The organism is Rhodoferax sediminis (assembly GCF_006970865.1).
In the GTDB taxonomy this organism is placed as follows: Bacteria; Pseudomonadota; Gammaproteobacteria; order Burkholderiales; family Burkholderiaceae_C; genus Rhodoferax_A; species Rhodoferax_A sediminis.
In genome coordinates this window covers 3,480,666-3,505,975 of the sequence record NZ_CP035503.1, presented here as the reverse complement: position 1 = coordinate 3,505,975, position 25,310 = coordinate 3,480,666, and the positions used below count along the sequence as shown (strand labels likewise).

Sequence of the window (25,310 nt, the reverse complement as noted above, 5' to 3'; positions counted from 1 at the left end):
GGCCTAAATCGAACGTCGACGCCATGGGTGGCGCGTTGTTTGCCAAGGGAAAGGCACGGTGACGATGACATGGGGATGCTTTCTAACAGGAGAATCTGATGGATGCAGTGAATCAACATGGCGACAGCTCTGACTTGGTGGATGCCGCACAGCGTTGGGTGGCGAGTTTCGGCGCTGCGCCGCTGGCGCCGGATGATGCCTCCGACCTCGTTGCAGGTGCTTTGAAAGTCACCCAGGCCGTATCGCAAGCGGCACGCGAGCTTACGTGGCAAGCGCCGGACGCCTTCCTAAGTGCAATGCGCCGCATGGAGCAAGCCGATGGGCGCTGACATCACAGCATCGCTGCCGAGTGCGGTATCGCTCTGCGAGGCGGCGGAGATGCTCAGCCGGAATGTATCGGCGCACGCGCTTGCGAGCGCCTGTTTGGCCCAGGTCGAAGGGGCTGTGACCGGCTTCAGTGGGTTCGTTCGCACGAGGCGTGAGCAGGCCTTAGGACAGGCGGCCAAACTCGATAAGGAAAGACATGAGGGCGCTCAGTGTGGCCCTCTGCATGGCGTGCCGCTGGCCCACAAGGACATGTTCTTCCAGGAGGGCGAGCTAGCGGAATGTGGCAGCCGGATCCTCAGCGGATTTCGGCCGGACCATACAGCCACAGTCATTCAACGACTGGCGAACGCAGGGGCTGTGGACCTCGGCGCTTTGCACATGGCAGAGTTCGCCATGAGTCCAACTGGATTCAATGCGCACCTGGGTCATGGACGAAATCCGTGGTCTCAGGAGCATGTGACTGGCGGTTCTTCCAGCGGTAGCGGTGCTGCGGTGGCCGCGCGTCTTGTGTTTGGCGCGTTGGGATCGGATACCGGCGGTTCGGTGCGACTTCCAGCAGCGGCGTGCGGTGTCACGGGCATCAAGCCCACTCAATATGCAGTATCGACGTACGGCGTGATGCCGTTGTCCCCAAGTCTGGATTGCGTTGGCTTTCTTGCACAGACTGCACGTGACTGCGCCCGCCTGCTGAGTGTAGTGTCTGGCCCAGATGCGCAAGACGCGGCTTGCGTGGCGACTCGGTGGCACGATTACGAAGTAGGACTGGATCGACCTCTAACTCGAGCCGACGTGGTTGTGGTGCCGCAGTTTCCGGCCGATGCGCCGCTGACCGATGAGGTGCGCGCTTTGGTGGAGCAAGTGGCGAACGACCTCGCCAGCGCTGGTGTGACCCTGCGGCGTGTTGCCCTACCCAATATTGCCGAAGCTGCGGCTCTTGCATCGCTCGTGCTCGGAGTCGAAGTGGCATCGATCCATGGCAAATGGCTGACCGGCTGTCCCGAAGCTTACGGCACCCAAGTTCGACGCCGCATCCAGCGCGGCTTGTTGTACCCGGCGACCCGTTATGTGGATGCCTTACGCCTGCGCGCTCAGTATCAGGCGCGCTTTTTAGCCGAGCATCTGGCGGGCGCGGACGCCCTTCTATTGCCGACGTTGCCGTGTGCTGTGCCCACCATCGAAGAAACGACTACCGGCAGCGAAAGAGACATCGAAGCGCGTTTCGGTAATTTCTCCTACTGGACACGCGGCATCAACTATCTCGGATTGCCCGCACTGGCATTGCCCGCCGGATTCACCGCGAACGGGCTACCAAATGGCATTCAGCTCGTCGGTCGGCCGTTCGGAGAGAGCACACTGCTGCGCCTCGGGCACCAGTTTCAACAGCAGACTCACTGGCATCACCAACATCCTGCCCTGTGACCACCGCGAACTGCTGAGTAAAAGGGCGTCGGCTGGCGGTAGGATCGGGCTTCCGTCCCAAGTTTAGTGCGTGAACGCCCAAGTGCGCTTCGGCTACAGGAAGAAGCAACAGGCAAGTTCCGATTCGGGCATGAGATCTTCTTGTCGCTGTTTGTCGCCATCCGGCAAGCCTGGGAGCAAAAGCTGACCGCAGAGGGCGTCATTGACTTCGAGGACATGCTGAATTTGGCGACGGACCACTTGGAGGCGGGTCGCTGGAGCAGCCCCTTTGAGTTGGTGATGGTCGATGAATTTCAGGACGCAAGCCGCGCCCGCGCCAGGATGGCCCGTGCCCTTGTGAACAGACCTGGACGATACCTTTTTGCGGTGGGCGACGATTGGCAAAGCATCACCAGCGCGTGGACGCGCGTCGAGGTCGAATGGCGTGCCCACCCAACCCATGTTTTTACCTACGAGGGCAAGCCTGTGGTGCAGGTCAATACCAAGGCGTGGCGCAACGCGCTGCAACGTGCCGGCATATTCGATTTCCGCTGGCATGACTTGCGGCATACCTTTGCAACCTGGCATAGGGAGGCAGGCACGCCGACGCATGAACTACAGCGCCGCTTGGGCGGCTGGAAGACGCAATCCATGGTAGAGCGGTATGCTCATGTTGCGCCGGAAGGGCTGCAATTTGCGGCGAGTCGGCTCGATACCCTGATGCAGGGCTGCGGAGTTGTTCAGGCAATTTATCAAGCTGGGCGGGATGCGAAATGATCATAAAATCGTTACGTGACAATGCGCTGGCGCGAAGGATCGACGCCACGTTATTCACCAAGTCCCGAGTTATGGAGCAGTATTTGCTCTATACATCGCGTTAGACCTCTCCATGTTTTCAAAGAAGCTGAACGCGTATCGAGGGCCGCTATCCGCCGCTGCGATCGCCGCCGGAATGAACGTCGCCAACGCAAACGCCTTCCGTCTGGTGGAAGACGCTCAGGCTCTACTTGCCGCTGGCCGTTGTCCGACTGCAGCTTCCCTTGCAGCTCTATCAATTGAAGAGTCTGGCAAGGTGTCTATCCTGCGTCAACTCGCGACTGCCACCTGCAAGGAAGAAGTCGCTGACGCCTGGAAGAGCTATCGATCCCACACTCGCAAGAACGCTCAGTGGCAACTCCCTGCTCTTGCAATGAATGGTGCCCGGAAGCTCGAGGATCTGCGCCCTCTCTTTGAAGACGATGCCGAGCATCCCTTTGTTCTTGACCAAGTCAAACAGCTCGGGTTCTACACGGATTGTCTTGGAAATGGTCATTGGTCAGTTCCCATCGATGTGGTCGACGAAAAACTTGCTCGCGGTCTTGTCCAGATCGCCAAGCTTCTCGTTGGCAAGCGCGAGACTACAGTCGAAGAAATCGAGCTTTGGATACGGCATGTCGGCGCTGCGCCCAAGGACGACCTGGCTGCAATGAAGAGGGCTTTGGCAAGCTGGTACTCCGCAATGCAAGGCGTTGGCCTTCGTCCAGGCGGAATCAACGAAATGGAGCGCTTCATCAATGAAGGCGTGCCATTCCCAGAGGTCTAACCCTTCCTTCAAGCGGACCTGCCTTCGGCAGGCCGCTTAAGTCGAACGTTAATTGCTTGAGTAAGTAGGACGCTCCGGATACGATTACAGCTAGGGGTACGCGTTGGTTACATGAAAAAGCCCCTGACCATGACAGCCAGGGGCTTTTAAGAGTGGTGCCGGAGAGATGAATCGAACACCCGACCTTCTCATTACGAATGAGCTGCTCTACCAACTGAGCTACACCGGCGTTTTTTTAACCCACGATTATAGCGTGGCGTGGTAGCTGGTCACGCGCTGCACTTCGTTTCTGGAGCCCAGCATCACGCTGACGCGCTCGTGCAGCTTGGTGGGCGTGATGTCCAGGATGCGCTGGCGGCCGTTGGTGGCGGCGCCGCCGGCCTGCTCGACCAGCCAGCTCATGGGGTTGGCCTCGTACATCAGGCGCAGCTTGCCGGGCTTGTTCGGTTCGCGCTGGTCCCATGGGTACATGAAAATGCCGCCGCGCGTGAGGATGCGGTGCACGTCGGCCACCATGCTGGCAATCCAGCGCATGTTGAAGTCCTTGCCGCGCGGGCCCGTGACGCCTTGCAGGCACTCGTCGATGTAGCGCTTCACGGGCGCGTCCCAGTGCCGCATGTTGCTCATGTTGATGGCGAACTCCTGCGTGTCCTGGGGAATGCGCACGTTCTCCTGCGTGAGCACGAACGAGCCCTGCTCGCGGTCCAGCGTGAACATGGCCACGCCGTCGCCCACGGTCAGCACCAGCGTGGTTTGCGGGCCGTAGACGCAGTAGCCGGCCGCAACCTGCCGGGCACCGGGCTGCAGAAAGTCGGCTTCCGTCACGCCCGCCAGGCCTTCGGGTTTTTTGAGCACGCTGAAAATCGTGCCGATGCTAACGTTCACGTCGATGTTGCTGGAGCCGTCGAGCGGGTCGAACAGCAGCAGGTATTCGCCCTGCGGATAACGGTTGGGCACCACGTAGATGGTGTCCATTTCTTCCGAGGCCATGGCCGCCAGGTGGCCGCCCCATTCATTGGCCTCGATCAGCACCTCGTTGGCGATGATGTCGAGCTTTTTCTGCACCTCGCCCTGCACGTTCTCGGTGCCCGCCGTGCCGAGCACGCCGCCGAGCGCGCCCTTGTTGACGGCCTGGCTGATGCCCTTGCAGGCGCGCGCCACGACCTCGAGCAGCAGGCGCAGCTGCGAGGGGATGAGTCCGTCGACCCGTTGCTGTTCAACGAGGTAGCGGGTCAGGGAGATTTTGGTGGACATGTGAACTCCTTGGGCTGCCAATATCAATCGGCCAGCGCACGCGAAACGACTTCGCGCACATCGTTACTCAGATCGGGCTTGGCGGCAACCCGCACAATCGCCTCCCGGGCCGCGCTGCGGTAGGGTTCGGCCAGCTTGGTCCAGCGGTCCAGCGCGCGCGCCAGCCGTGCGGCCACCTGCGGGTTGAAGCCGTCGAGCTCCATCACGCGCTCGCTCCAGAACACGTAGCCAGCCGCGTCCGCGCGGTGAAAGCCGCCCGGGTTGGCGCTGCAGTAGCTGAAGATCAGGCTGCGCGCGCGGTTCGGGTTGCGCAGGGTGAAGTCGGGGTGCTTCATGAGCTGGCGCACGGCCGGCAGCACGTTGCCGTCGCGGTCTGGCGCGCCGGCCTGCAGCGCAAACCATTTGTCGAGCACCAGCGCGTCGTCCTTGAACAGGGCGTGGAAGCGCGGCAGGGCCTGCGCGGCCAGCGCATGGCCGCTGGAGACCAGGGCGCTGAGCGCATTGAGGCGGTCGGTCATGTTGCCGGCATCCTTGAAGCGCTGGTAGGCCTTGCCGGGCCAGACCGAAGCCTGTCCTGAGCTTGCCGAAGGGCCGCTGCCTTGCGCCACCAGGCACAGATTCGCCAGCGCCATGCCGGCCAGGGCACGCCGGCCGGACGACACCGGATCGGGCCGGTAGGCGCCGCTGTCGCGATGCGTCTCGTAGGCCCACTGCCAGTCGTCGGCCAGCGCGTGTGCCAGCTGCGCGCGCATGGCCTCGCGCACCGCGTGAATGCGCTGCGGATCCACCACGTCGAGCTGCTCGGCGATGTAGGTCTCGGAGGGCAGGGTCAGCACCAGTTCCTTGAACGCGGCGTCAAGCAGGGGATGGCGCAGCACGCTGCGCATGGCTTCAATATAAGCATCATCCAGTGCCGTAGCCCCCGCCGGATAAGCGGTAGCAGCTATTGACTTGATAGCGCGGCGCAGCGCCAGCCGCTGGCCCGCCTCCCAGCGGTTGAACGGATCACTGTCGTGCGCCAACAGTGTGAGCAGCTGCGCGTCGCTGTAGTCAAACTCCAGCACCACCGGTGCCGTGAAGCCGCGCAGGATGGACGGCACGGGCTCGGCATCGACGCCCACAAACGTCAGCGTCTCGGTGGCCTGCGTGATGACCAGCGTGCGCTGGCCGGGCACCGGGGCGGCTTCGCCGGCCAGTTGCAGCGGCAGTTCCTGGCCGTCCTGGCCCAGCAGGCCGACACCCATGGGAATCACGAAGGGTTCCTTGGGCGGCTGGCCCGGTGTCGGCGGGCAGCTTTGCGAGACGGCCAGCGTGTAGGTGCGGGCCTGCGCGTCGTACGTGCCGCTGGCGTGCAGGCGCGGCGTGCCGGCCTGGCTGTACCAGCGCTTGAACTGGGGCAGCAGCGTGGCCAGTGCCGAGCCGGGATTCGCGTCGGCAATGGCCTGCGCGAAGTCGTCGCAGGTCACGGCGTGGCCGTCGTGGCGCTCGAAGTACAGCGTCAGGCCCCTGGCAAAGCCCGCGCGGCCCACCAGGGTCTGCATCATGCGTACGACCTCGGCGCCCTTTTCGTAGACCGTGACGGTGTAGAAGTTGTTGATCTCGATGTAGCTGTCGGGCCGCACTGGGTGCGCCATCGGGCCCGCGTCCTCGGGGAACTGCGCGGTGCGCAGCAGGCGCACGTCCTCGATGCGCTTGACGGCGCGCGCGGAAGCCTCGCCAGCCAGGTCCTGGCTGAACTCCTGGTCGCGGAACACCGTGAGGCCTTCCTTCAGGCTGAGCTGGAACCAGTCGCGGCAGGTCACGCGGTCGCCGGTCCAGTTGTGGAAGTACTCATGGCCGACCACCGATTCGATGTTCGAATAATCGGTGTCGGTCGCGGTGGCCTGGTTCGCCAGCACGTACTTGGTGTTGAAGATGTTCAGGCCCTTGTTCTCCATCGCGCCCATGTTGAAGTCGCTGGTGGCGACGATCATGAAGCGCTCCAGGTCCAGCGCCAAGCCAAAGCGCGCCTCGTCCCAGGCCACGGCGTGCATCAGCGAATTCATCGCGTGCTCGGTCTTGTCGAGGTCGCCGGCCCGCACGTAGACCTGCAGCAGATGCTCCTTGCCGGCGCGGGACAGGATGCGCTGCTCGCGTGCCACCAGCTGGCCCGCGACCAGCGCGAACAGGTAGCAGGGCTTGCGGTGCGGATCGACCCACTTCGCGAAATGCCGGCCGTCTTCGAGCGGGCCGTGCGCGACCAGGTTGCCGTTGGACAGCAGCACCGGATACTTTGCCTTGTCGGCGCGCAAGGTCACGCTGTAGCTGGCCATCACGTCAGGGCGGTCCAGAAAGTAGGTGATGCGGCGAAAGCCCTCGGCCTCGCACTGCGTGAAGAACGAGTCGTTGCTGACGTACAGGCCCATCAGCTTGGTGTTCTTCGCCGGGCAGCAGGTGGTGAAAATTTCCAGCTCGAAAGCATCGGGCAGGTTGTCCAGCACCAGTTGCGTGCCCTCGATCTTGAACGACGTGCCTTGTCCGTTCACCAGCACGCGCGCCAGGTTGAGCTCGTCGCCGTCGAGTTTGAGCGGCTGCGCCGGCACCTCGGGGTTGCGGCGCAAGAACATCCTGTTTAGCACACGCGTCTTGGCCGGGTCCAGGTCAAAACACAGATCGACGGTGTCGATCCAGTAGGCGGGTGCGCTGTAGTCGGCACGCTGGATGGCGGTGGCCTGTCCTTCACGATACATGGAGAGTTCCTAAAAAGTTCGGGTCAAATCGTTCGGTACCGGTGCACACGGTCGTCATTACACGCCCTGTTTCAGGGAGGCCTCGATGAACACGTCCAGATCGCCGTCCAGCACCTTCTGCGTGGCCGAGACTTCGACGTTGGTGCGCAGGTCCTTGATGCGGCTGTTGTCCAGCACGTAGGAGCGGATCTGGTGGCCCCAGCCGACGTCGGTCTTGGTGTCTTCCAGCTTTTGCTGCGCTTCCTGCTGCTTGCGCAGCTCGAAGTCGTACAGGCGCGAGCGCAGCCGCTTCCAGGCCACGTCGCGGTTGCTGTGCTGGCTGCGACCGTCCTGGCACTGCACCACGATGCCGGTCGGGATGTGCGTCAGGCGCACGGCCGAGTCAGTCTTGTTGATGTGCTGGCCGCCGGCGCCGCTGGCGCGGAAGGTGTCCACCCGTACGTCGGACGGGTTGATGTCGATCTCGATCGAGTCGTCCACCTCCGGGTAGACGAACACGCTGGCAAAGCTAGTATGGCGCCCGCCCGAGGAGTCGAACGGCGACTTGCGCACCAGGCGGTGCACGCCGGTCTCGGTGCGCAACAGGCCAAACGCGTACTCGCCTTCGATCTTGATCGTGGCGCCCTTGATGCCGGCCGTGTCGCCGGGCGTCTCGTCCTCGATCTGAGTCTTGAAACCCTTGCGTTCGGCGTACTTCAGGTATTGGCGCAGCAGCATGCTGGCCCAGTCGCAGGCCTCGGTGCCGCCGGCGCCGGCCTGGATGTCCAGGAAGGCGTTCAGCGGATCCGCCGGGTTATTGAACATGCGGCGGAATTCAAGCTGCTCGATGTCTGTCGCCAGCTTGGAGGTCTCTGTTGCGATGGTCTGCAGGCCGGCTTCGTCGCCTTCTTCCTTGCTCATCTCGAACAGCTCGGCGTTGTCGGCCAGTTCGCGCGTGAGGTTGGTGATGGTCAGCACCACCGAGTCGAGCGCCTTCTTTTCGCGGCCCAGCTCCTGGGCGCGCTTGGGGTCGTTCCAGACGGTGGGGTCTTCGAGCGAGGCGTTGACGGTTCTCAGGCGTTCGGATTTGGCATCGAAGTCAAAGATACCTCCGTAAATCCTCGGTCCGGGCGGACAGGTCGGTGAGTTGGGCGTCGATTTGATTGATGCGTTCTGCTTCCATGGGGTGTGTCCTGGTCGATGGCTAACTGGCTATTTTCTCACGCGACGAAATCCTCGATCAATCGGGCCAGTTGCTCGGGCTGGTCGTGGTGCAGCATGTGGCCGGCATCCTGGATCACGCCGGTCGTCAGGTGCGGCACGGCCTTCAGCCGTTCGTGGAATTCGGCCAGCGTGAACTTGCCGCCCCACCACCCGCTCAGGGAGTCGTCAGAGGCTTCGATGGCCAGGGTCGGTGCCGTGATGCGCGCGTACAGCGCCAGCACTTCGTCCACCCGATTGAGCTGGGCGTTGGGGATCTTGTGGGCCGCATCGCCGAGGATCTCCCACTGCCCCTGCGCGTTGGGGACGGCCCAGTGCTGCGCCAGCCAGTCGGCCTTGTCCTGGCCCAGGCGCGGGTTGGTTTTCATGAGGCGGCGTGCCACGCCGCCGGCCTCGGGATAGGCCTTGAGCGCCATCTCGCCCCGGTGCAGGCGTTTGAGCTCGTCCATCCACTTGGCGTAACGCCCGGGCGCTTGCGAGGGCCGGGTGGCGGGCACGCCGAAGCCTTCGAGGTTGATCAGGCGGCGAATGCGCTCGGGCCGCACGCCCGCGTAGTGCATCACCACGTTGCCGCCCAGGCTGTGGCCGAGCAGGTCGACGGCTTGACCGGGCGCGTAGTGGTCCAGCAAAAAATCGAGGTCGGCCAGGTAGTCGGCAAACCAGTAGTTGTCGGGCGCGCCGGCGCCGCTTTGCCCGTCCGGCGATTGCCAGCGCGTCAGGCCGAAACCGCGCCAGTCGGGCGCGATGATGCAGCGGCCCTGCGCAAACGCTTCGGAAAACGCATCCACCACGAACTGGTAGGACGCCGCCACGTCCATCCAGCCGTGCACCAGCACCAGCGGCGCCACGCCGGGCGTGGGCTCGCCCCACAGGCGCACGTGGTAGCTCAGGTTGCGGATCGGGACAAACTCGCTGCGCGAGATTCTTTTGACTTGGTACATTCGGGCAATCATAAGGAGACACACCGTGAGCGTCAGTCAACACAGGGACAAACGGTCCCGCCAACCACTGCACAAGCCCGGCTCCGGCCCGGTGGGCGCGGACCACTACGAGGCCATGCACAGCCAGTTCCGCTGGCAGGTACCGCAGCACTTCAATATCGCCGAGGCCTGTTGCGCGCGCTGGGCGGCGCTTGATCAGGGCAAGCCAGGCGCTACAAGAAGAGTAGCTATCCGTGCAGAGGGGACGGGGGCTGCGGCCACTTTTCATACCTATTTTGAGCTGCAGCAGGCGGCCAACCGCCTGTCCAACGTGCTGGCAGCACTGGGCGTGGCGCGTGGCGACCGCGTCGCCATCGTGATGCCGCAGCGCTTCGAGACCGCGGTGGCCTATATGGCCGTGTTGCAGCTCGGCGCGGTGGCGATGCCGCTGTCCATGCTGTTCGGTCCCGAGGCGCTCGAATACCGCCTGCACGACAGCGAGGCCGTGGCCGCGATTTGCGACGCCGGCGCCAGCGCCGCGCTCGCCTCGGTGCGCGCGAGCTGCCTGCTGCTGCGCACGATCATCGGTGTCGGGGAGGGCGCCGTGGCGGCCGACGTGGACTATGCCAGCGCGCTGGCGCAGCAGTGCGCCGAATATGTGCCGGTGGCCACACTGGCCGACGACCCCGCCGTGCTGATCTACACCAGCGGCACCACCGGCCAGCCCAAGGGCGCGCTGATCGCGCATCGCGGGCTGATCGGCAACCTCAGCGGCTTTGTCTGCAGCCAGAACTGGTTTGGTTTCGACCCGCAGGCCGCAGCAAAATCTCCCTCCCCCGTGCGGGGGAGGACTGGGGTGGGGGCGAGCACAAAAGGGGCAAAGCCCAGTCTGCCGGAGCCAAAAACGCAAAGCGTTTTTTGGTCTCCGGCAGACTGGGCGTGGACCGGCGGCCTGATGGATGCGCTGCTGCCCACGCTGTACTTCGGCCGCGAGATCGTCGCCTACAACGGCCGCTTCAGTCCCGAGACGGCCTTCACGCTGATGCAGAAATACGGCGTGACGCACACCTTTTTGTTCCCGACCGCGCTGAAAGCCATGATGAAGGCCTACCCGCGGCCGCAGGCACAGTTCAAGCTCAAGCTACAGGCCATCATGAGCGCCGGCGAGGCCGTGGGCGATGCGGTGTTCGACTACTGCCGCCGCCAGCTCGGCGTGACGGTGAACGAAATGTTCGGCCAGACCGAGATCAACTACATCGTCGGCAACTGTGCCATGAACGGCTATCCGTCGAACGGAGTCGGTTGGCCGGCCAAGCCTGGCAGCATGGGCAAGGGCTATCCGGGCCACCGCGTGGCGGTGATCGACGAGGAAGGCAACGAATGCCCGGTCGGCGTGCCGGGCGACGTGGCCTTGAACCGCTTCGACGTGCATGGCGACCCGGACCCGATTTTCTTTTTGGGTTACTGGAAGAACCCGCAGGCCACGCGCGCCAAGTTCAGCGGCGACTGGTGCCGCACTGGCGACCTTGCGACCCGCGACGCGGATGGCTACCTCTGGTACGAGGGCAGGGCCGACGACGTGTTCAAGGCCGCGGGCTACCGTATCGGGCCCGGCGAGATCGAGAACTGCCTGGTCAAGCACCCGGCCGTGGCAAATGCCGCCGCCGTTCCCAAGCCGGACCGCGATCGCGGCGCGCTGGTCAAGGCCTATGTTGTGCTCGCTCCCGATTTTGTAGCTGCACGAGCACGTTTCGTCGGGGCTGCGGGCGACTTTGATGCCAAACTCGTGGCCGAACTGCAGGCCCACGTCAAAGGCAAGCTGGCGCCCTACGAATACCCCAAGGAGATCGAGTTCATCGACGCGCTGCCGATGACCACCACCGGCAAGGTGCAGCGCCGCGTGCTGCGCCTGCAGGAAGAAGAGCGCTTCAAGGCGGCGAGCTGACCGCCAGGCGGCGGCCAGACTCTCGCGGTTCGCGGATGACTACTTGGAGGCCTGTGCCGGCTCCGCAACAAAGATTTCCACACGCCGGTTCGCGGCGCGGCCGGCCGCGGTGCTGTTGTCGGCGACCGGGTCGCGCGAGCCGCGGCCATCGGTGATGAAGCGGGTGCGCGCCACGCCGCGGCCGACCAGGTAGTCGCGCGTGCTGTCGGCGCGGTCGACCGACAGCGGGTTGTTGATGGCGTCCGAGCCGGTGCTGTCGGTGTAGCCGACGATGGTGATGGTCGTCACCGGGTTCTGGTTCAGACTGGTGGCGAACTGGTTCAGCACCGTTGCAAAGTTGCTCTTGATGGCCGAGCGGCCCACGTCGAACGAGACATCGCTGGGAATGGCCAGCTTGAGCCGGTTGTCGGCCGTCTGGCTGACCGCGATGCCGGTGCCGGCCGTGGCTTTTTCCATGGCCTGCTTTTGATCCTGCATTTTCTTGGACCACAGATAGCCGCCGCCGGCGCCCGCCGCGCCGCCAATCGCCGCGCCGGCGATCGCCCCTCTTTCTCCATTGACGGCAGCGCCCAGCACTGCGCCGGCCAGCGCGCCGATGCCGGCGCCCTGCGCCGTGCCTTTCTGGGTGGCGCTCATGTCGGCGCAGCCGGAGAGTCCGCCCAGCACCAGGGCAGCGCAGGCGAGAGATGTGAGGACTGATTTCATGGGGAATCTCCTTGAAAAAGAAAAAGGGAAGAGTTATTCAAACCAAAATAAGCATAGCGTATGGAGCTGTGTCGATGTGTAAGACGGCGCCGCGAATTTCGCTGCCGCTGCGTCGGGCGCGGGCGCAGGGAGCAGCCTTTAGACTGGCGAGGGCATGCCGCCATGCGATCGCCGGCCCCTGGGTCCGGCGGACTTCTACCGAGCTTTTCATGAACAAGATTCAACCGGGATCGAGCGAGCCGCCGGGAAACCCCGGATTCGCCCAATGAGCCGCAGGGGACACGTCAGCGAGACCCCTGCGACTGCCCTACTGCGCGCCAGCAAGGTGGCGTTCACCGAGCATCCGTACGAGTACCTAGAGCACGGCGGTGCGCTGCACAGCGCCGAGGTGCTGGGCCTGGACCCCTATAGCGTGGTCAAGACGCTGATCATGCAGGACCAGGACGCCAGGCCGCTGGTGGTGCTGATGCACGGCAACCGCAAGGTCTCGACCAAGAACCTGGCGCGCCAGATCGGTGCCAAGTCGGTCGAGCCGTGCAAGCCCGAGGTAGCGAACCGGCACAGCGGCTACCTGGTCGGCGGCACCTCGCCGTTCGGCACGCGCCGGCAGATGCCGGTGTACATCGAAGAGAGCATCCTGGCGCTGCCGGTGATCGCGATCAACGGCGGGCGCCGCGGCTACCTGGTGCAACTGGCGCCGCAGGTCTGCGTGCAGTTGCTGGGCGCGCAGCCCGTGCATTGCGCACTGGCAGAATAGCGGGCTGTCTGGAGGAGACTTCTCTTGGAAATGATTTACCCCCTGCTCGCCGCCGTGGCCGCCTACCTGATCGGCTCGCTCAGCTTTGCCGTGATCGTCAGCCGCGTCATGGGTTTGAAAGACCCGCGCAGCTACGGTAGCAAGAACCCGGGTGCTACCAATGTGCTGCGCTCCGGCAGCAAGGCGGCCGCCGTGGCCACGCTGGTGCTCGACGCCGTCAAGGGCTGGCTGCCGGTGATGCTGGTGCGCTGGTTCGGCCAGCCTTATGGGTTGGGGGACGGCACAGTCGCGCTGGTGGGGCTGGCCGCCTTCGCGGGGCATCTGTGGCCGGTGTTCTTTAAGTTCGAGGGCGGCAAGGGCGTGGCCACGGCGCTGGGCGTGCTGCTCGGCATCAACTGGATTCTGGGTCTGGCCACGGTCGCCACCTGGCTGATCATTGCGTTTTTCTTTCGCTACTCGTCGCTGGCCTCACTGATCGCGGCGGCGTTTGCGCCGGTGTATTACCTGCTGGCCAACGGGGTGGCCTGGTACACCGACCCGGCTATTTCGATGGCCATTTTTGTCATGGCCATGCTGCTGGCGTGGCGGCACCGCGAAAACATCGCTCGGCTGATCCAGGGCAAGGAATCGCGGCTCGGCGCCAAGAAATAGCTCAGTAACGGCGCTGCAGTGTCATCATGTCGTTGTCGCGCTGCATCTGAAAGCGCGTCAAAAAGCTATTGCCCAGCAGCACGTAAGTCATGGGCTGGGGCATGACGACGGCGTCCACGCCGGAGACTTCCACATCGCCCACGCGCACGGAATCGAGCCGCACGCGCCAGCCTTGCGTGACCCCGTTGGCGGTGCCCATGCGCACCGGCTGGCCAGCCTTGTAGTTCAGGCCGACCCGCTCGGCCTCCGACACGCTCATGCCGATCACGCTGGCACCGGTGTCCACCAGGAACTGCACGGCTCGGCCGTTGATGCTGCCCGGCGCCGTGAAATGACCGTCGCTGCCGGCCGCAATCGTGATCTTGCCGCCACTGGCCGGGCTGCCGCCATCGCCGGCGAAGCGGGCCGGCGCGTCGCCGACGCGCAGGGTACGGCGCTGGCCGTCAATCTCGACCACGGCCTGATCGCCCGCCGTCGAGATCACCTTGACCCCCTGGTAGGTGTCGCCCGGCGCCACGCTGTGCGGTGCGCTGTTGCCCACCATCAGCAAAGCCTTGTGGCCGAGCATGCCCGACAGCGCCACCGATTGAGCCTGGGCCGCACCCGCGAGGAGCGACAGCGCGAGCCCTAGAGCGAGCTGCAGGGTCGCCGCAAGAGCCACCCGCGGCCTCATCTTTTTCAGTCCCGGAAATTGTTGAAGGTCATGGGCACGTCGGTCACGTCCTTCTTGATCAGCGCCATCGCGGCCTGCAGGTCGTCGCGCTTGGCACCGCTGACGCGCACGGCGTCGCCCTGGATCGCGGCCTGCACCTTGAGCTTGCTGTCCTTGATCAGGCGCGTGATCTTCTTGGCCTGCTCGGTCTCGATGCCGCTGCGCACCTTGATGACCTGCTTGACCTTGTCGCCGCCGATTTTCTGCACATCGCCCTTGTCCAGGTAGCGCACATCCACATTGCGCTTGGTCAGCTTGTTGCGCAGGATGTCTTCCACCTGCTGCAGCTGGAACTCGGCGTCGCCCAGCAGGGTGATGTCCTTGTCCTTGAGCTCGATGGCGGCCGAGGTGCCCTTGAAGTCGAAGCGCGTGACGATTTCCTTGGCGGTGTTCTCCACCGCATTCTTGACCTCGACCAGGTTGGGTTCGCAAACAGTGTCAAAAGAAGGCATGGGTTGATTCCTGAGTGGTGTGGGCCTGGCGCCCCGGATCAGGGCAAAGGCCGATGCGACAATCTCTTGATGTTAGTCGAGAAAAATGTCGCGCTCCAGCCCTACAACACCTTTGGCATTGTGGCCAGGGCGCATACCCTGGTGCGCGTGGGGCGGGAGGCCGACGTGCAGGCGGTGCTGGCCGACCCCGCGCTCGGCCACCAGCCGAAGTTTGTGCTCGGCGGCGGCAGCAATATCGTGTTGACGGGCGACGTCAAACCGGTAGTTCTGAAGGTCGAAATCATGGGCAAGCGCCTCGCTGGCGAGACCGCGAAGGCCTGGATCATCGAGGCCGGCGCGGGCGAGAACTGGCACGACCTGGTCACCTGGACCTTGCAGCAGGGCTACCCCGGCCTGGAAAACCTGGCGCTGATTCCCGGCAGCGTGGGCGCCTCGCCGGTACAGAACATCGGTGCCTATGGTGTCGAGCTGCAGGACCGTTTCGACTCGCTCGATGCCATCGACCTCACGACCGGAAAGGCTTTCACGCTCAATGCGGCGCAATGCGCCTTCGGCTACCGCGATTCGGTCTTCAAGCACGCCAGCAAGCCGGGCGAAGCCGCGGGCGCACAGGCCCTGGGCCTGGCGGACAAGGCGCTGATCACCCGGGTGCGCTTTGCGCTGCCGAAAGCCTGGAAACCCGTGCTGGGCTACGCCGATATTGACAAAAAGATGCTCCAGTCCAATATCCACGGGCCTGATGCGCTACAAATTTATGAGTGGATCTGTGAGATCCGGCGCGCCAAGCTGCCCGACCCGCAAGTCATCGGCAACGCCGGCAGCTTCTTCAAGAACCCGACCGTTTCCTTTGAACAGTGCGCGGACATCATCCAGCGCGAACCCAAAATCGTTCACTATCGCCTGGCCGATGGTTCCGTGAAGCTGGCGGCGGGCTGGCTGATCGACGCCTGCGGCTGGAAGGGCAAATCGGTCGGCAACGCTGGTGTTTACGAGAAACAGGCACTCGTGCTGGTGAACCGGGGCGGCAGCGCCAACCCGGTGACCGGCGGTGAAGTCATGACGCTGGCCAGGGCGATACAGACCAGCGTTTATGAGCGCTTTGGTTTGCGGCTGGAGCCTGAGCCTGTGGTGGTTTGAAGGGTGGGGTCGCTGCGACGGGTGGGAGTCGGGATGTGCGCCCGACGGCGCAGTAACTTTTCTTTGAGTGCCCAAAGAAAAGTCACCAAAAGAAAGGGCAGCCGCAGACACGGCCCCTGCGGGGTGCCTTGCGCTGCTCGGTGCAGATGGAGTCTGGCTAAACTCGCCCTGCGGGCTCAGACAACGCCAGCCCTGATCCATCTGCCCCTGCGCTGCTCAGCCGTGCCAGGACGGCGGGAGACCGAAGACCAATACCAAGACAAATTCAATACCAAACGTAGGTCCCCACAAGGACGCGCCATGGCGCGTCCTTGTCGTATTGGTATTGGCTGTTTTGGCCGTCCTCACGCCGTCATGAGGAGGCGAGTAGCGCAGACTTGAGCCGATCAGGGGCGCGCGTGTTTGAGGCGAAGCCGAGTTTGCGCGCACCCGGCTCAAGTCGAGCAACGCAGCGTGCCCGCAGGGCCGACGAATCCGGCTCGCCTTTCTTTTGCTTACTTTGCTTTGGCGAAGCAAAGAAAAGTGAGGCGCCCGCCGGGGCGCCACCCGGCCAGCAGCCCCTGCAAAGGTCAACGCTTCACTACTGTGGATTCCCGGTCAAGCCGGGAATGACAGCAACCGAGCCGGGAATGACAAATGATTTACTATGAATTCAGTAGCTAACGGTGCACACCCGGAAAGGGCTACAGGCCTAAATCATCACTTACTCTTGTCCCCCGACAACTTCAGCAAATCCCCACCCGTACCGAGCGACAGCACGCCGGTCTTGGCATAAATGCCCAGCTTGGCGCGGGTGTCGGTGATGTCCAGGTTGCGCATGGTGAGCTGGCCGATGCGGTCCAGCGGGGTGAACGCGCCTTCGACTTTTTCCATGCTCAGGCGCTCGGGCTGGTAGGTCAGATTGGGCGAGTCGGTGTTGAGGATGGAGTAGTCGTTGCCGCGGCGCAGCTCGATCGTCACCTCGCCGGTGATGGCGCTGGCGACCCAGCGCTGGGCGGTTTCGCGCAGCATGATGGCCTGCGAGTCGAACCAGCGGCCCTGGTACAAGAGGCGGCCGAGGCGGCGGCCGCTGTCGCGGTACTGCTCGATGGTGTCTTCGTTGTGGATGCCGGTGACCAGGCGCTCGTAGGCGATGAAGAGCAGCGCCAGGCCCGGGGCTTCGTAGATGCCGCGGCTTTTCGCCTCGATGATGCGGTTCTCGATCTGGTCGCTCATGCCCAGGCCGTGGCGGCCGCCGATGCGGTTGGCTTCCAGGATCAGCGCGACCAGGTCGGGGTACTCGACGCCGTTCAGGGCAACGGGACGGCCTTCCTTGAAGCGGACCGTGACTTCCTCGCGCCTGACTTCGACTTCGTCTTTCCAGAAGGCCACGCCCATGATGGGGTTGACGATCTTCATGCCGCTGGAAAGCAGTTCCAGGTCTTTCGCTTCGTGCGTTGCGCCCAGCATGTTGGAGTCGGTCGAGTAGGCCTTCTCGGCCGACATCTTGTAGCCGAAGCCGGCCTGGGTCATGAAGGCCGACATCTCGGCGCGCCCGCCCAGCTCGTCGATGAACAGCTGGTCGAGCCAGGGCTTGTAGATCTTCAAAGAGGGGTTGGTCAACAGGCCGTAGCGGTAGAAGCGCTCGATGTCGTTGCCCTTGTAGGTGCTGCCGTCGCCCCAGATGTTGACGTCGTCTTCCTTCATGGCGGCGACCAGCATGGTGCCGGTCACGGCGCGGCCCAGCGGCGTGGTGTTGAAGTAGGTCACGCCCGCGGTGGTGATGTGGAAGGCGCCGGCCTGCAGCGCCGCGATGCCCTCATGGGCGAGCTGCAGGCGGCAGTCGATCAGGCGTGCCTTTTCGGCGCCGTACTGCATCGCCTTGCGCGGGATCTCGTCGTAGTCGGGCTCGTCGGGCTGGCCCAGGTTGGCGGTGTAGGCGTAGGGAATCGCGCCCTTGAGCTTCATCCAGTGCAGCGCGGCGCTGGTGTCCAAGCCGCCGGAGAAGGCGATGCCGACTTTCTGGCCGGCGGGCAGGTTTTGAAGAATGGTGGCCATGGTGCAGGCTCCTTCGGCTCAACCGAAATGGCAGATGTAGTGGTAAGCCTCGGCACCCGCGGCCACGCGGATGTCGAACTTCGCGTTGCCGGGCACGCTGAATGTCTCGCCGGGGCCGGATTTGACCCAGACGTCGCTGCTGGCCAGCCTGTACTCGCAGGCGCCGGCCACGCATTCCATGGTCTCGGGCGCGCCGGTGCTGAAGGTCAGCGTGGCGGGCAGAATCACGCCCACCGATTTCTTCGTGCCATCGGGGAAGGTGATGCCGTGGCTGACGCACTTGCCGTCGAAATAGACGCTGGCCTGGGTCGTGACGGACACGCCGTCGATTTTTTCGGTAGTCATGATGGATGTGGCTGCTTTCCTGGCTGCGCCCGGACGCTCGATCTGGCGCGGCGCTGTAGGGATAAACCGTCAATTTTAGGGTACCCGGGCGCTTCGGGCGGCGCACCAAGCCTGAATCCAGTGCGCGGGGGCTTGCGTAAGGTAGGACAGGCCCGACAATCCAGCCATGGCCCAAGACACCCAAGACCTCCAGATGATCGCCCTGATCGACCGCCTTCCCGCCCATGGTGCCGATGCCCAGGCCGCCCTGCGCGAGCTGTATGACCTGACCTCCGCCAAGCTGTACGGCGTGGCCCTGCGCGTGGTGGGCAACCGCAGCTGGGCCGAAGATGTGCTGCAGGAGGCCTACCTGAACATCTGGCGCATCGCGGGCGACTACCGCGCCTCCCTGAGCCCGCCGATGGCCTGGATGGGCGTGGTGGTGCGCAGCCGCGCGCTCGATTTTCTGCGCCGGCGCGCCAGCCAGCGGGCCGACCAGGGCCAGGCGCTGGACGAATCTGTGAGCGACACCGTGGCGGGTGACGGCGCCAATCCGATGGACACCACGCAGGCGAGCGAGCAGGCCTGGGCCCTGCACGAGTGCCTGCGCAAACTGGAAGCGCGGCAGCGCGAAGTGGTCAGCCTGGCGTATCTGCGCGACCTGAGCCACAGCGAGCTGGCCGCACAGCTCAAGCTGCCGCTGGGCACGGTCAAGACCTGGATCCGGCGCGGGCTGGACCAGCTGCGCGGCTGCATGGCCCGTTTTGCCTGATGCGCCGACATGAACATTCTTGACAACCCCCAATTGGTAGACCAACTCGCGGCCAGCTACGCGCTCGGCACGCTGCGCGGCGGCGCGCGCCGGCGTTTCGAGACGCTGGCGCGCAGCAGCCCTACCGTGCGCGCCAGCGCCCTGATCTGGCAGGAGCGCTTTGCCTCCATAACCGAGCTGCAGGCCGTCGATGCCCCCAGCCCCAATGTTTGGAAGCGCATCGAGAACCTGGTGGCTGCGCAGCCGCAGGCGCGTGCGGCACCGGTCGCGCCGCAGGAGAACCCCCTCTTCGACAAGCTTCGCCGGGCCCTGGGTCTGTGGCGCGGCGCCGCCTTTGCGGGCGTGCTGGCCAGCGTGGCCGCCGTGCTGGTGGGCGTGAACCTGAACCGTCAGGTGGACCGCCAGAGCGTCCAGCTCGCGCAGGTGACCCGGGAGGGCACCGAGGTGGCGCAGCAAAACGCCAAACTCGCGGCCCAGCTCAAGGCCACGCCCCAGATCCAGTACGTGGCCGTGCTGGCCGACGACAAGGCGGCGCCCTCGATGCTGGCGACGTTCGATCCGAAAAACCAGACGCTCACGCTCAAGCGCGTGGGTGCCTACCAGGAGGCGTCCGACAAGTCGCTGCAGCTATGGGCCTTGCCGCCCGGCGGCGCGCCGAAATCGCTCGGGGTGCTGGGCGAGGGCAGGGTGATCCGGCTGGCGGCCAGCGAAGGCGAGGTGCAGGGCGTGCCGGCGCTGGCGATCAGCCTGGAGCCCAAGGGCGGCGTGCCCAGCGCGGGCGGCCCGACCGGACCGGTGCTGTTCAAGGGGGCGCTGCTGCAGACAACGCTATAAATTCAGTAGCTGGCTGCCAACGCACATCAAGGGCGACAGGCCTTTTTTTCCTCAAAGGTTCAACGCCAGCGGCGGCCGCCAAAGTGGCCACCGTAGTGGCCGCCAAAACCGAAGTTGAGCGCAACGCCCACCGGCGCATAGTAGGGGTAGGGCGGGTAGTAATACCCGGGGTAGTACCCGGGGTATGCCACAGGCGCCGCCACATAAGTGGGCGCCGTCACGACCTGTGATCCATCCATTGGCGGCGCGCCGTAGTTGTTCGCCACGGGAGGCGTCGCGCCGACGGGCGAGATCTGCAGCGGCACGTTCGGCCCCGGGTCACTGGCCATTTGCACCGAATACTGTTTGCCCGCGTACTCGTACACCACGTTGTAGCCGACGGGCTGAGTCTCGTACGAGAACTGTGTGCCGCATTGCTGCACGTTCTGCACCTGCGTCTGGCCCGCGGCCTCGACGCTGTTGCCGACCACCGCGCCGCCAATGGCGCCAATCGCGGTGGCCGCCGCCCGCCCTGCGCCGGCGCCGATCGCATTGCCCACGACGCCGCCGGCAATCGCGCCCACGAGGGCGCCGGCGCCAGTGGTGGGCGCCTGGCTGACCACCTGGCCGGTGCCGCACACCTGGTGCGGCACCGCGACTTGCTGCATCATGGGAGTGCTGGAAATCACGCGGCCCATTTCTTGCGCCGAGCACAAACCCGCTGCGGCCAGCAAGGCGGGCAACACAAGCAGCTTTTTCATGATCATCTCCTGTAGCAAAACCGTCCCGAAACTGGACGCCCTGGCGCCGCGGCAGGCGGGAACAACACCCGCTGGCCCAAGTCAAGTCTAGGCTTGTCAGAGCCGCTATTCGAGGCGCAGTTCGGTAAACCTTGGGTAAAAGTTGATGCTGCGGATCAAGGCAGCAGCGTGGCCCAGACGCCAGCGTCGAAACCCACGGTGGTCTGTGCGCCCCATTCGACGACCGGCCGCTTGATCACGCTGACATTCGCGTGCATCAGCGCGCTGGCGCTGGCCGCGTCCCGCACGGCGGATTGCGTGGCCGCATCGAGTTTGCGCCACGTCGTGCCCTGGCGATTCACCAGCTTTTCCCAGCCCACGGCCCGGATCCACGCTTGCACCCGGGGCGCGGGCACGCCCTGTTTCTTGAAGTCGTGAAACTGGTAGTCGACGTTTTGAGCGCTGAGCCAGCTGCGGGCTTTTTTGACGGTGTCGCAGTTGGGAATGCCGTACAGGGTGATCATGGGTGGCTGAGAATGGTGGGTGGCAAATTGTGATTCCGGCGTATTTTCGCGCCATCTCTCCTGACGATGGTTTTCACTCAATGAAGCGGCTTTGACGAACGCGGCGTTTGCGGGGTTTTTGCGGCGGCCCGAGCCGCCCCGGCGGTTTCGCGCGGACAATACCCTCCCGTATGAACACACTACAAGACTGGCTGGCGCATTGCGAGCGCCTGCACCCCAAAAGCATCGACCTCGGTCTGGAGCGCGTGCGGCAGGTGGCCGAGCGCATGGCCATCCACTTCGACTGCCCGGTGATCACCGTGGCCGGCACCAATGGCAAGGGCTCGACCTGCGCCATGTTGGAAGCCATCGCGCTGCAGGCGGGCTACCGCACCGGCGTCTATACCTCGCCGCATCTGGTGCACTTCGAGGAGCGGCTGCGGCTTCATGGCGAGATCTCGAAAGCTACTGATTTGATAGCGGGATTCGAACGTGTGGAGCAGGCCAGGGGTGATATTTCCTTGACGTATTTCGAATTTTCAACGCTCGCGATCCTCGATGTGATGGCGCGCTCGAATCCCGACGTGGCGATCCTGGAGGTGGGCCTGGGCGGGCGCCTCGACGCGGTCAACATCATCGACCCCGACTGTGCGGTGATCACCAGCATCGCCCTCGACCACATGGAGCTCCTAGGGCCGGACCGCGAGAGCATCGGCTTGGAGAAGGCCGGCATCATGCGCGCCGGGCGTCCCGTCATCGTGAGCGACCCGGTGCCGCCGCAAAGCGTGCTCGATCGCGCGCAGGCGCTGGGCGCCGACCTGTGGCGCTTCGGCACCGACTTCAATTATTCGGGCGACAAGCTGCAATGGGGCTGGGCCGGGCGCGGGCGGCGCTACAGCGGTCTGGCGTATCCGGCGCTGCGCGGGGCCAACCAGCTGATGAATGCCTCGGGTGTGCTGGCTGCGCTCACGGCGCTGCGCGAACGGCTGCCGGTCACGGCCCAGGCCGTGCGCAATGGCCTGGCCATGGTCGAGTTGCCCGGGCGCTTCCAGATCGTTCCAGGTCAGCCCACACTGGTGTTCGACGTGGCGCACAACCCGCACGCGGTGGCGGCACTGGCTGCGAATCTCGATGCCATGGGCTTCTTCCACGCCACGCATGCCGTTTTCGGCGTCATGGCCGACAAGGACCTGATGCCCATGCTGGCGCGCATGGGACCCCTTGTGGATCGCTGGTATTTCACGGATCTGCCCACGCCGCGGGCACAGACGGCGGCCGGGTTGATGGCCGCGTGGGAATCGCGTGAAACCGGCAAAAACGTGCTCGCCAGCACCTGGCCGGACCCGACCAGGGCCATGCAGGCGGCGCTCGCCGCGGCAGGGCCCGCTGATAGAATTGTGGTCTTTGGATCGTTCTACACCGTGGGTGGCGTCCTGAGAGACGGGATTCCCCGTCTTCACGCCAAACACCTGAACGCCTGAGTCTTCACTTCATGGCTTTTTTCAAGTTTCCGCTGCCCGGCCGCAAGCGGGGCGACGACAAGGCACCCGCCGCTGTCAAGTCCGAAAGCATCGAGGCGATGCGCCAGCGCGCCAAGCACCGCCTGATTGGCGCGGCGGTGCTGGTGGCGATCGGTGTGGTGGGTTTCCCGCTGGTGTTCGATACCCAACCGCGGCCGATCCCGGTCGATATCCCGATCGAGATTCCCGACAAGAACCAGGTCAAACCACTGGTGATTCCGGCGCCTCCACCGGCGGCTGCGCCCACGGCCGGCGCGGCTGCCGTGAATCCGCCCACCCCGGCGACGGCAAGTGGGCCGGCAGCGCAAGTGCCGGCACCCGCCAGTCTGGGGGCCAAGGAAGAGGTCGTGACCGATACGCCCGCGCCCCGGCCTGAACCCAAGGTCGACAAGGCAGCTGCCGCACCGGTGGCGAAAGCCCAGATCAAGACAGAGCCCAAACCGGCCCCCAAGCCCGAAGCCAAGGCCGCCGCGCGGGCCGGTGATGGCGCCAAGGCCGAAGCCCTGCTGGACGGCAAGACCGCGGCGGCGACCCCTGCCGCCAGCGAAGCGGGCCGCTTCGTGGTGCAGGTTGGTGCCTTTGCCGACGCGGGCAAGGCCCATGAGGCGCGCCAGAAGGTTGAAAAAACCGGATTGAAGACCTATACGCAGGTGGTGGAGACCAAGGACGGCAAGCGCATCCGTGTGCGCGTGGGCCCGTTTGGCAGCCGGGCCGAGGCGGACAAGGCGGCCGGAAAAATCAAGGGGCTGGAATTGCCCGCTGCCATCCTCACCTTGTAGGGTGAGGGTGCCCGATGGCCACGCTGGACTGGATTTTGCTGGCGGTGCTGCTGGCGTCGCTGCTGCTCGGCGCCTTGCGCGGGCTGGTCTACGAGGCGATGTCGCTGCTGGCCTGGGTGGCCGCCTTCTGGCTGGCGCAGTGGTATGCGCCAGCCGCGGCGCAGATGATGCCGCTGGACAACGTTTCGGAGCCGATGCGCCATGTGGCAGGGTTTGTGGTGGTGTTTGTGGCGGCCGTGTTTGCGGGCGGTTTGCTGGCCTGGCTGACCAAGAAGCTGGTCGAGGCGCTGGGTCTGCGTCCGGTGGACCGCACGCTGGGCGCCGCGTTTGGCCTGCTGCGCGGCGCGATCTTGCTGCTGGCGATGGCAGTCGTGGTGAATTTGACGGCGCTCAAGACCGGCCAGTGGTGGCAGGCATCGCAGGGTGCCACCGTGCTGACGTCGGCACTCAGGGAGTTGAAACCGGTGTTGCCGGAAAAGTTTGGAAGGTATCTTCCTTCATGAGGATCACGTAATGTGCGGAATCGTCGGCGTTGTCAGCAACGCCCCAGTGAACCAGTTGATCTACGACGCCTTGCTGCTGCTGCAGCACCGGGGCCAGGACGCGGCCGGCATCGCGACGCAGCAGGAACGCAAGTTCTTCATGCACAAGGCCAAGGGCATGGTGCGCGACGTGTTTCGCACGCGCAACATGCGCGCGCTGCCCGGCAACTGCGGCCTGGGCCAGGTGCGCTACCCGACCGCCGGCAATGCCTACAGCGAAGAGGAAGCGCAGCCGTTTTATGTCAACGCGCCGTTCGGCATCGTGCTGGTGCACAACGGCAACCTGACCAACGCGCAGGCCTTGAAGGCGGAGGTCTTCCTGACCGACCACCGCCACATCAACACCGAGAGCGACTCCGAGGTGCTGCTCAACGTGCTCGCGCACGAGCTGGACAAGGCAACGCGCGGGCTGCCGCTCAAGCCCGAAGATGTGTTTGCCGCGGTGCGCCAGGTGCACCGGCGCGTGCGCGGCTCCTATGCCGTGATCGCCATGATCGCGGGGCATGGCCTGCTGGCGTTTCGCGATCCGTTCGGCATTCGCCCGCTATGCATGGGAACCAGCCCCGGCACGGTGATGCTGGCCAGCGAGTCGGTCGCGCTGGAAGGCACGGCGCACAAGCTCGAGCGCAACGTGGAGCCGGGCGAGGCGATTTTTGTCGATTTGCAGGGCACGGTACACGCACAGCAATGCGCGGACTCATCCAAAAAATTCCCCTGCATTTTTGAGTTCGTGTACCTGGCCCGGCCCGACTCCGTGCTGGACGGCATTTCGGTTTACCAGGCCAGGCTGAATCTGGGCGAGTCGCTGGCCAAGCGCGTGGTCTCCACGGTGCCGCCCAATGAGATCGACGTGGTCATTCCGATCCCCGAATCGAGCCGGCCCAGCGCCACCCGGCTGGCGCATCTGCTGGGCATTCCGTACCGCGAAGGCTTTGTCAAAAACCGCTATGTGGGGCGCACCTTCATCATGCCGGGGCAGGCGGCGCGCGAGAAGTCGGTGCGCCAGAAGCTCAACGCCATCGGTAGCGAGTTCAAGGGCCGCAACGTGTTGCTGGTTGACGACTCCATCGTGCGCGGCACGACCAGTCGCGAGATCGTGCAGATGGCGCGCGATGCGGGGGCCAACAAGGTCTATCTGGCCAGTGCGGCGCCGCCGGTGCGCTATCCCAATGTGTACGGTATCGACATGCCGACCAAGGACGAGCTGGTGGCGCACGACCGCAGCGTGGAACAGATCCGCGAGATCATCGGCTGCGACGCCCTGATCTACCAGGATGTGGATGCGATGAAAAAGGCCATCGGCTCGCTCAATCCCCAACTCGCGGGTTTTGACGCCTCGTGCTTCGACGGCGTGTATGTGACCGGCGACATCACCTCCGACGACATCGCTCGAATGAATCAACAACGCGTTGGCGCGCAGGAGGGCGAGGAAGACACCTCGCGCCTGGCGCTGCCGAACGCCCAGGAAGTTTAAAAAGGTTTGAATCGTGACTGAAAGAGCGCTACCCCCA

Annotated in this window: 24 protein-coding genes, 1 tRNA gene and 2 pseudogenes; 15 read left to right on the top strand and 12 right to left on the bottom strand. The window is 64.5% G+C overall.

What is annotated here, in order from left to right; translation table 11 throughout:
• The first annotated feature begins 98 nt into the window (after window positions 1-98).
• The 5 genes and pseudogenes from EUB48_RS16960 to EUB48_RS16940 all read left to right on the top strand — a co-directional run bounded on the left by EUB48_RS16960 (window position 99) and on the right by EUB48_RS16940 (window position 3,307).
• On the top strand, window positions 99-329 hold the full coding sequence (locus tag EUB48_RS16960; RefSeq protein ID WP_142820217.1) for a hypothetical protein: 231 nt from the start codon (window positions 99-101) through the stop codon (window positions 327-329).
• Complete coding sequence (locus EUB48_RS16955) at window positions 319-1,746, top strand: amidase (protein WP_142820216.1); 1,428 nt, start codon at window positions 319-321, stop codon at window positions 1,744-1,746. Before EUB48_RS16960 ends, EUB48_RS16955 begins: the two co-directional genes overlap by 11 nt.
• A gap of 66 nt (window positions 1,747-1,812) precedes the next feature.
• Window positions 1,813-2,124 (top strand): annotated as a pseudogene (locus tag EUB48_RS16950) (UvrD-helicase domain-containing protein); the annotation flags it as partial.
• A 51-nt stretch (window positions 2,125-2,175) separates the two neighbouring features.
• Window positions 2,176-2,502 (top strand): annotated as a pseudogene (locus tag EUB48_RS16945) (tyrosine-type recombinase/integrase); the annotation flags it as partial.
• Window positions 2,503-2,614: 112 nt separating this feature from the next.
• Window positions 2,615-3,307, top strand: coding sequence for an AbiV family abortive infection protein (locus tag EUB48_RS16940; protein ID WP_142820215.1), 693 nt, complete (start codon window positions 2,615-2,617; stop codon window positions 3,305-3,307).
• A 153-nt stretch (window positions 3,308-3,460) separates the two neighbouring features.
• Here EUB48_RS16940 and EUB48_RS16935 read toward each other — a convergent pair.
• From EUB48_RS16935 to EUB48_RS16915, 5 genes are all read right to left on the bottom strand, one after another.
• Window positions 3,461-3,536, bottom strand: a tRNA-Thr gene (locus EUB48_RS16935).
• A 17-nt stretch (window positions 3,537-3,553) separates the two neighbouring features.
• On the bottom strand, window positions 3,554-4,561 hold the full coding sequence (locus EUB48_RS16930) for a class 1 fructose-bisphosphatase (protein ID WP_142820214.1): 1,008 nt from the start codon (window positions 4,559-4,561) through the stop codon (window positions 3,554-3,556).
• A gap of 23 nt (window positions 4,562-4,584) precedes the next feature.
• Complete coding sequence (gene pepN / locus EUB48_RS16925) at window positions 4,585-7,290, bottom strand: aminopeptidase N (RefSeq protein WP_142820213.1); 2,706 nt, start codon at window positions 7,288-7,290, stop codon at window positions 4,585-4,587.
• 57 nt (window positions 7,291-7,347) lie between these two features.
• A protein-coding gene (gene prfB / locus EUB48_RS16920) for a peptide chain release factor 2 (protein ID WP_142820212.1) occupies window positions 7,348-8,452 on the bottom strand; the annotation gives its coding sequence in 2 pieces (ribosomal slippage) (window positions 7,348-8,370 and window positions 8,372-8,452; 1,104 coding nt in all).
• Window positions 8,453-8,489: 37 nt separating this feature from the next.
• Window positions 8,490-9,431, bottom strand: coding sequence for an alpha/beta fold hydrolase (locus EUB48_RS16915; protein WP_142820211.1), 942 nt, complete (start codon window positions 9,429-9,431; stop codon window positions 8,490-8,492).
• 115 nt (window positions 9,432-9,546) lie between these two features.
• On the opposite strand from EUB48_RS16915, the gene EUB48_RS16910 reads away from it, so the two are divergent.
• The gene (locus EUB48_RS16910; protein WP_142821377.1) at window positions 9,547-11,355 is read left to right on the top strand and encodes an acetate--CoA ligase; all 1,809 of its coding nucleotides are present in this window, start codon (window positions 9,547-9,549) and stop codon (window positions 11,353-11,355) included.
• Window positions 11,356-11,394: 39 nt separating this feature from the next.
• Here the strand turns inward: EUB48_RS16910 and EUB48_RS16905 are convergent, their stop codons facing one another.
• Window positions 11,395-12,060: a YiaD family glycine zipper/OmpA-like lipoprotein gene (locus tag EUB48_RS16905; protein ID WP_142820210.1), complete on the bottom strand. Its 666-nt coding sequence runs from the start codon at window positions 12,058-12,060 to the stop codon at window positions 11,395-11,397.
• 265 nt (window positions 12,061-12,325) lie between these two features.
• On the opposite strand from EUB48_RS16905, the gene EUB48_RS16900 reads away from it, so the two are divergent.
• Window positions 12,326-12,817 carry an aminoacyl-tRNA deacylase gene (locus tag EUB48_RS16900; protein ID WP_142820209.1) on the top strand — a complete coding sequence of 164 codons (492 nt, stop codon included), beginning with the start codon at window positions 12,326-12,328 and terminating at the stop codon, window positions 12,815-12,817.
• Window positions 12,818-12,847: 30 nt separating this feature from the next.
• Window positions 12,848-13,468 (top strand): glycerol-3-phosphate 1-O-acyltransferase PlsY, encoded by a 621-nt coding sequence (plsY, locus tag EUB48_RS16895; RefSeq protein WP_142821375.1) that lies wholly within the window; start codon window positions 12,848-12,850, stop codon window positions 13,466-13,468.
• A gap of 1 nt (window position 13,469) precedes the next feature.
• Here plsY and EUB48_RS16890 read toward each other — a convergent pair whose 3' ends face one another.
• A complete protein-coding gene (locus tag EUB48_RS16890) occupies window positions 13,470-14,141 on the bottom strand; it encodes a retropepsin-like aspartic protease family protein (protein WP_168226779.1) in 672 nt (223 codons plus the stop codon).
• Between the two features lie 5 nt (window positions 14,142-14,146).
• On the bottom strand, window positions 14,147-14,632 hold the full coding sequence (locus EUB48_RS16885) for a YajQ family cyclic di-GMP-binding protein (RefSeq protein ID WP_142820208.1): 486 nt from the start codon (window positions 14,630-14,632) through the stop codon (window positions 14,147-14,149).
• A 69-nt stretch (window positions 14,633-14,701) separates the two neighbouring features.
• Here EUB48_RS16885 and murB point away from each other — a divergent pair, with 69 nt between their 5' ends.
• Window positions 14,702-15,769, top strand: a complete 1,068-nt coding sequence (gene murB / locus EUB48_RS16880) for a UDP-N-acetylmuramate dehydrogenase (protein ID WP_142820207.1) — start codon at window positions 14,702-14,704, stop codon at window positions 15,767-15,769.
• A gap of 699 nt (window positions 15,770-16,468) precedes the next feature.
• Here murB and argG read toward each other — a convergent pair.
• Window positions 16,469-17,806: an argininosuccinate synthase gene (gene argG / locus EUB48_RS16875; protein WP_142820206.1), complete on the bottom strand. Its 1,338-nt coding sequence runs from the start codon at window positions 17,804-17,806 to the stop codon at window positions 16,469-16,471.
• An 18-nt stretch (window positions 17,807-17,824) separates the two neighbouring features.
• Window positions 17,825-18,151, bottom strand: coding sequence for a pyrimidine/purine nucleoside phosphorylase (ppnP, locus tag EUB48_RS16870; RefSeq protein ID WP_142820205.1), 327 nt, complete (start codon window positions 18,149-18,151; stop codon window positions 17,825-17,827).
• Between the two features lie 193 nt (window positions 18,152-18,344).
• Here ppnP and EUB48_RS16865 point away from each other — a divergent pair, with 193 nt between their 5' ends.
• Together EUB48_RS16865 and EUB48_RS16860 are read left to right on the top strand one after the other, a co-directional pair.
• Window positions 18,345-18,902: a sigma-70 family RNA polymerase sigma factor gene (locus EUB48_RS16865; protein ID WP_420821458.1), complete on the top strand. Its 558-nt coding sequence runs from the start codon at window positions 18,345-18,347 to the stop codon at window positions 18,900-18,902.
• Between the two features lie 9 nt (window positions 18,903-18,911).
• Complete coding sequence (locus tag EUB48_RS16860; protein ID WP_142820203.1) at window positions 18,912-19,736, top strand: anti-sigma factor; 825 nt, start codon at window positions 18,912-18,914, stop codon at window positions 19,734-19,736.
• Window positions 19,737-19,795: 59 nt separating this feature from the next.
• Here the strand turns inward: EUB48_RS16860 and EUB48_RS16855 are convergent, their stop codons facing one another.
• Together EUB48_RS16855 and EUB48_RS16850 are read right to left on the bottom strand one after the other, a co-directional pair.
• Window positions 19,796-20,476, bottom strand: a complete 681-nt coding sequence (locus tag EUB48_RS16855) for a glycine zipper 2TM domain-containing protein (RefSeq protein ID WP_142820202.1) — start codon at window positions 20,474-20,476, stop codon at window positions 19,796-19,798.
• A 155-nt stretch (window positions 20,477-20,631) separates the two neighbouring features.
• Window positions 20,632-20,979 carry an ArsC family reductase gene (locus EUB48_RS16850; protein ID WP_142820201.1) on the bottom strand — a complete coding sequence of 116 codons (348 nt, stop codon included), beginning with the start codon at window positions 20,977-20,979 and terminating at the stop codon, window positions 20,632-20,634.
• A gap of 170 nt (window positions 20,980-21,149) precedes the next feature.
• Between EUB48_RS16850 and folC the strand changes: the two genes are divergently transcribed.
• Genes folC through purF form a run of 4 tightly spaced genes read left to right on the top strand, consistent with a single transcriptional unit; the run spans window position 21,150 to window position 25,273 of the window.
• A complete protein-coding gene (gene folC / locus EUB48_RS16845) occupies window positions 21,150-22,439 on the top strand; it encodes a bifunctional tetrahydrofolate synthase/dihydrofolate synthase (protein WP_420821419.1) in 1,290 nt (429 codons plus the stop codon).
• Window positions 22,440-22,450: 11 nt separating this feature from the next.
• Window positions 22,451-23,257 carry an SPOR domain-containing protein gene (locus EUB48_RS16840; RefSeq protein WP_142820200.1) on the top strand — a complete coding sequence of 269 codons (807 nt, stop codon included), beginning with the start codon at window positions 22,451-22,453 and terminating at the stop codon, window positions 23,255-23,257.
• 14 nt (window positions 23,258-23,271) lie between these two features.
• A complete protein-coding gene (locus tag EUB48_RS16835) occupies window positions 23,272-23,760 on the top strand; it encodes a CvpA family protein (RefSeq protein ID WP_142820199.1) in 489 nt (162 codons plus the stop codon).
• 10 nt (window positions 23,761-23,770) lie between these two features.
• Complete coding sequence (gene purF, locus EUB48_RS16830) at window positions 23,771-25,273, top strand: amidophosphoribosyltransferase (protein ID WP_142820198.1); 1,503 nt, start codon at window positions 23,771-23,773, stop codon at window positions 25,271-25,273.
• Window positions 25,274-25,310 lie beyond the last annotated feature (37 nt).

What these genes read in the sequence shown, in the direction of transcription:
- ppnP (WP_142820205.1), bottom strand. Translation starts at nt 18,151, where the DNA reads ATGACTACCGAAAAAATCGACGGCGTGTCCGTCACGACCCAGGCCAGC.
- EUB48_RS16905 (WP_142820210.1), bottom strand. Translation starts at nt 12,060, where the DNA reads ATGAAATCAGTCCTCACATCTCTCGCCTGCGCTGCCCTGGTGCTGGGC.
- EUB48_RS16940 (WP_142820215.1), top strand. Translation starts at nt 2,615, where the DNA reads ATGTTTTCAAAGAAGCTGAACGCGTATCGAGGGCCGCTATCCGCCGCT.
- EUB48_RS16835 (WP_142820199.1), top strand. Translation starts at nt 23,272, where the DNA reads ATGGCCACGCTGGACTGGATTTTGCTGGCGGTGCTGCTGGCGTCGCTG.
- EUB48_RS16855 (WP_142820202.1), bottom strand. Translation starts at nt 20,476, where the DNA reads ATGAAAAAGCTGCTTGTGTTGCCCGCCTTGCTGGCCGCAGCGGGTTTG.
- EUB48_RS16850 (WP_142820201.1), bottom strand. Translation starts at nt 20,979, where the DNA reads ATGATCACCCTGTACGGCATTCCCAACTGCGACACCGTCAAAAAAGCC.
- EUB48_RS16955 (WP_142820216.1), top strand. Translation starts at nt 319, where the DNA reads ATGGGCGCTGACATCACAGCATCGCTGCCGAGTGCGGTATCGCTCTGC.
- EUB48_RS16840 (WP_142820200.1), top strand. Translation starts at nt 22,451, where the DNA reads ATGGCTTTTTTCAAGTTTCCGCTGCCCGGCCGCAAGCGGGGCGACGAC.
- plsY (WP_142821375.1), top strand. Translation starts at nt 12,848, where the DNA reads ATGATTTACCCCCTGCTCGCCGCCGTGGCCGCCTACCTGATCGGCTCG.
- EUB48_RS16860 (WP_142820203.1), top strand. Translation starts at nt 18,912, where the DNA reads ATGAACATTCTTGACAACCCCCAATTGGTAGACCAACTCGCGGCCAGC.
- EUB48_RS16930 (WP_142820214.1), bottom strand. Translation starts at nt 4,561, where the DNA reads ATGTCCACCAAAATCTCCCTGACCCGCTACCTCGTTGAACAGCAACGG.
- folC (WP_420821419.1), top strand. Translation starts at nt 21,150, where the DNA reads ATGAACACACTACAAGACTGGCTGGCGCATTGCGAGCGCCTGCACCCC.
- EUB48_RS16960 (WP_142820217.1), top strand. Translation starts at nt 99, where the DNA reads ATGGATGCAGTGAATCAACATGGCGACAGCTCTGACTTGGTGGATGCC.
- EUB48_RS16915 (WP_142820211.1), bottom strand. Translation starts at nt 9,431, where the DNA reads ATGTACCAAGTCAAAAGAATCTCGCGCAGCGAGTTTGTCCCGATCCGC.
- pepN (WP_142820213.1), bottom strand. Translation starts at nt 7,290, where the DNA reads ATGTATCGTGAAGGACAGGCCACCGCCATCCAGCGTGCCGACTACAGC.
- EUB48_RS16890 (WP_168226779.1), bottom strand. Translation starts at nt 14,141, where the DNA reads ATGAGGCCGCGGGTGGCTCTTGCGGCGACCCTGCAGCTCGCTCTAGGG.
- EUB48_RS16885 (WP_142820208.1), bottom strand. Translation starts at nt 14,632, where the DNA reads ATGCCTTCTTTTGACACTGTTTGCGAACCCAACCTGGTCGAGGTCAAG.
- EUB48_RS16910 (WP_142821377.1), top strand. Translation starts at nt 9,547, where the DNA reads ATGCACAGCCAGTTCCGCTGGCAGGTACCGCAGCACTTCAATATCGCC.
- purF (WP_142820198.1), top strand. Translation starts at nt 23,771, where the DNA reads ATGTGCGGAATCGTCGGCGTTGTCAGCAACGCCCCAGTGAACCAGTTG.
- argG (WP_142820206.1), bottom strand. Translation starts at nt 17,806, where the DNA reads ATGGCCACCATTCTTCAAAACCTGCCCGCCGGCCAGAAAGTCGGCATC.
- murB (WP_142820207.1), top strand. Translation starts at nt 14,702, where the DNA reads ATGTTAGTCGAGAAAAATGTCGCGCTCCAGCCCTACAACACCTTTGGC.
- EUB48_RS16865 (WP_420821458.1), top strand. Translation starts at nt 18,345, where the DNA reads ATGATCGCCCTGATCGACCGCCTTCCCGCCCATGGTGCCGATGCCCAG.
- EUB48_RS16900 (WP_142820209.1), top strand. Translation starts at nt 12,326, where the DNA reads ATGAGCCGCAGGGGACACGTCAGCGAGACCCCTGCGACTGCCCTACTG.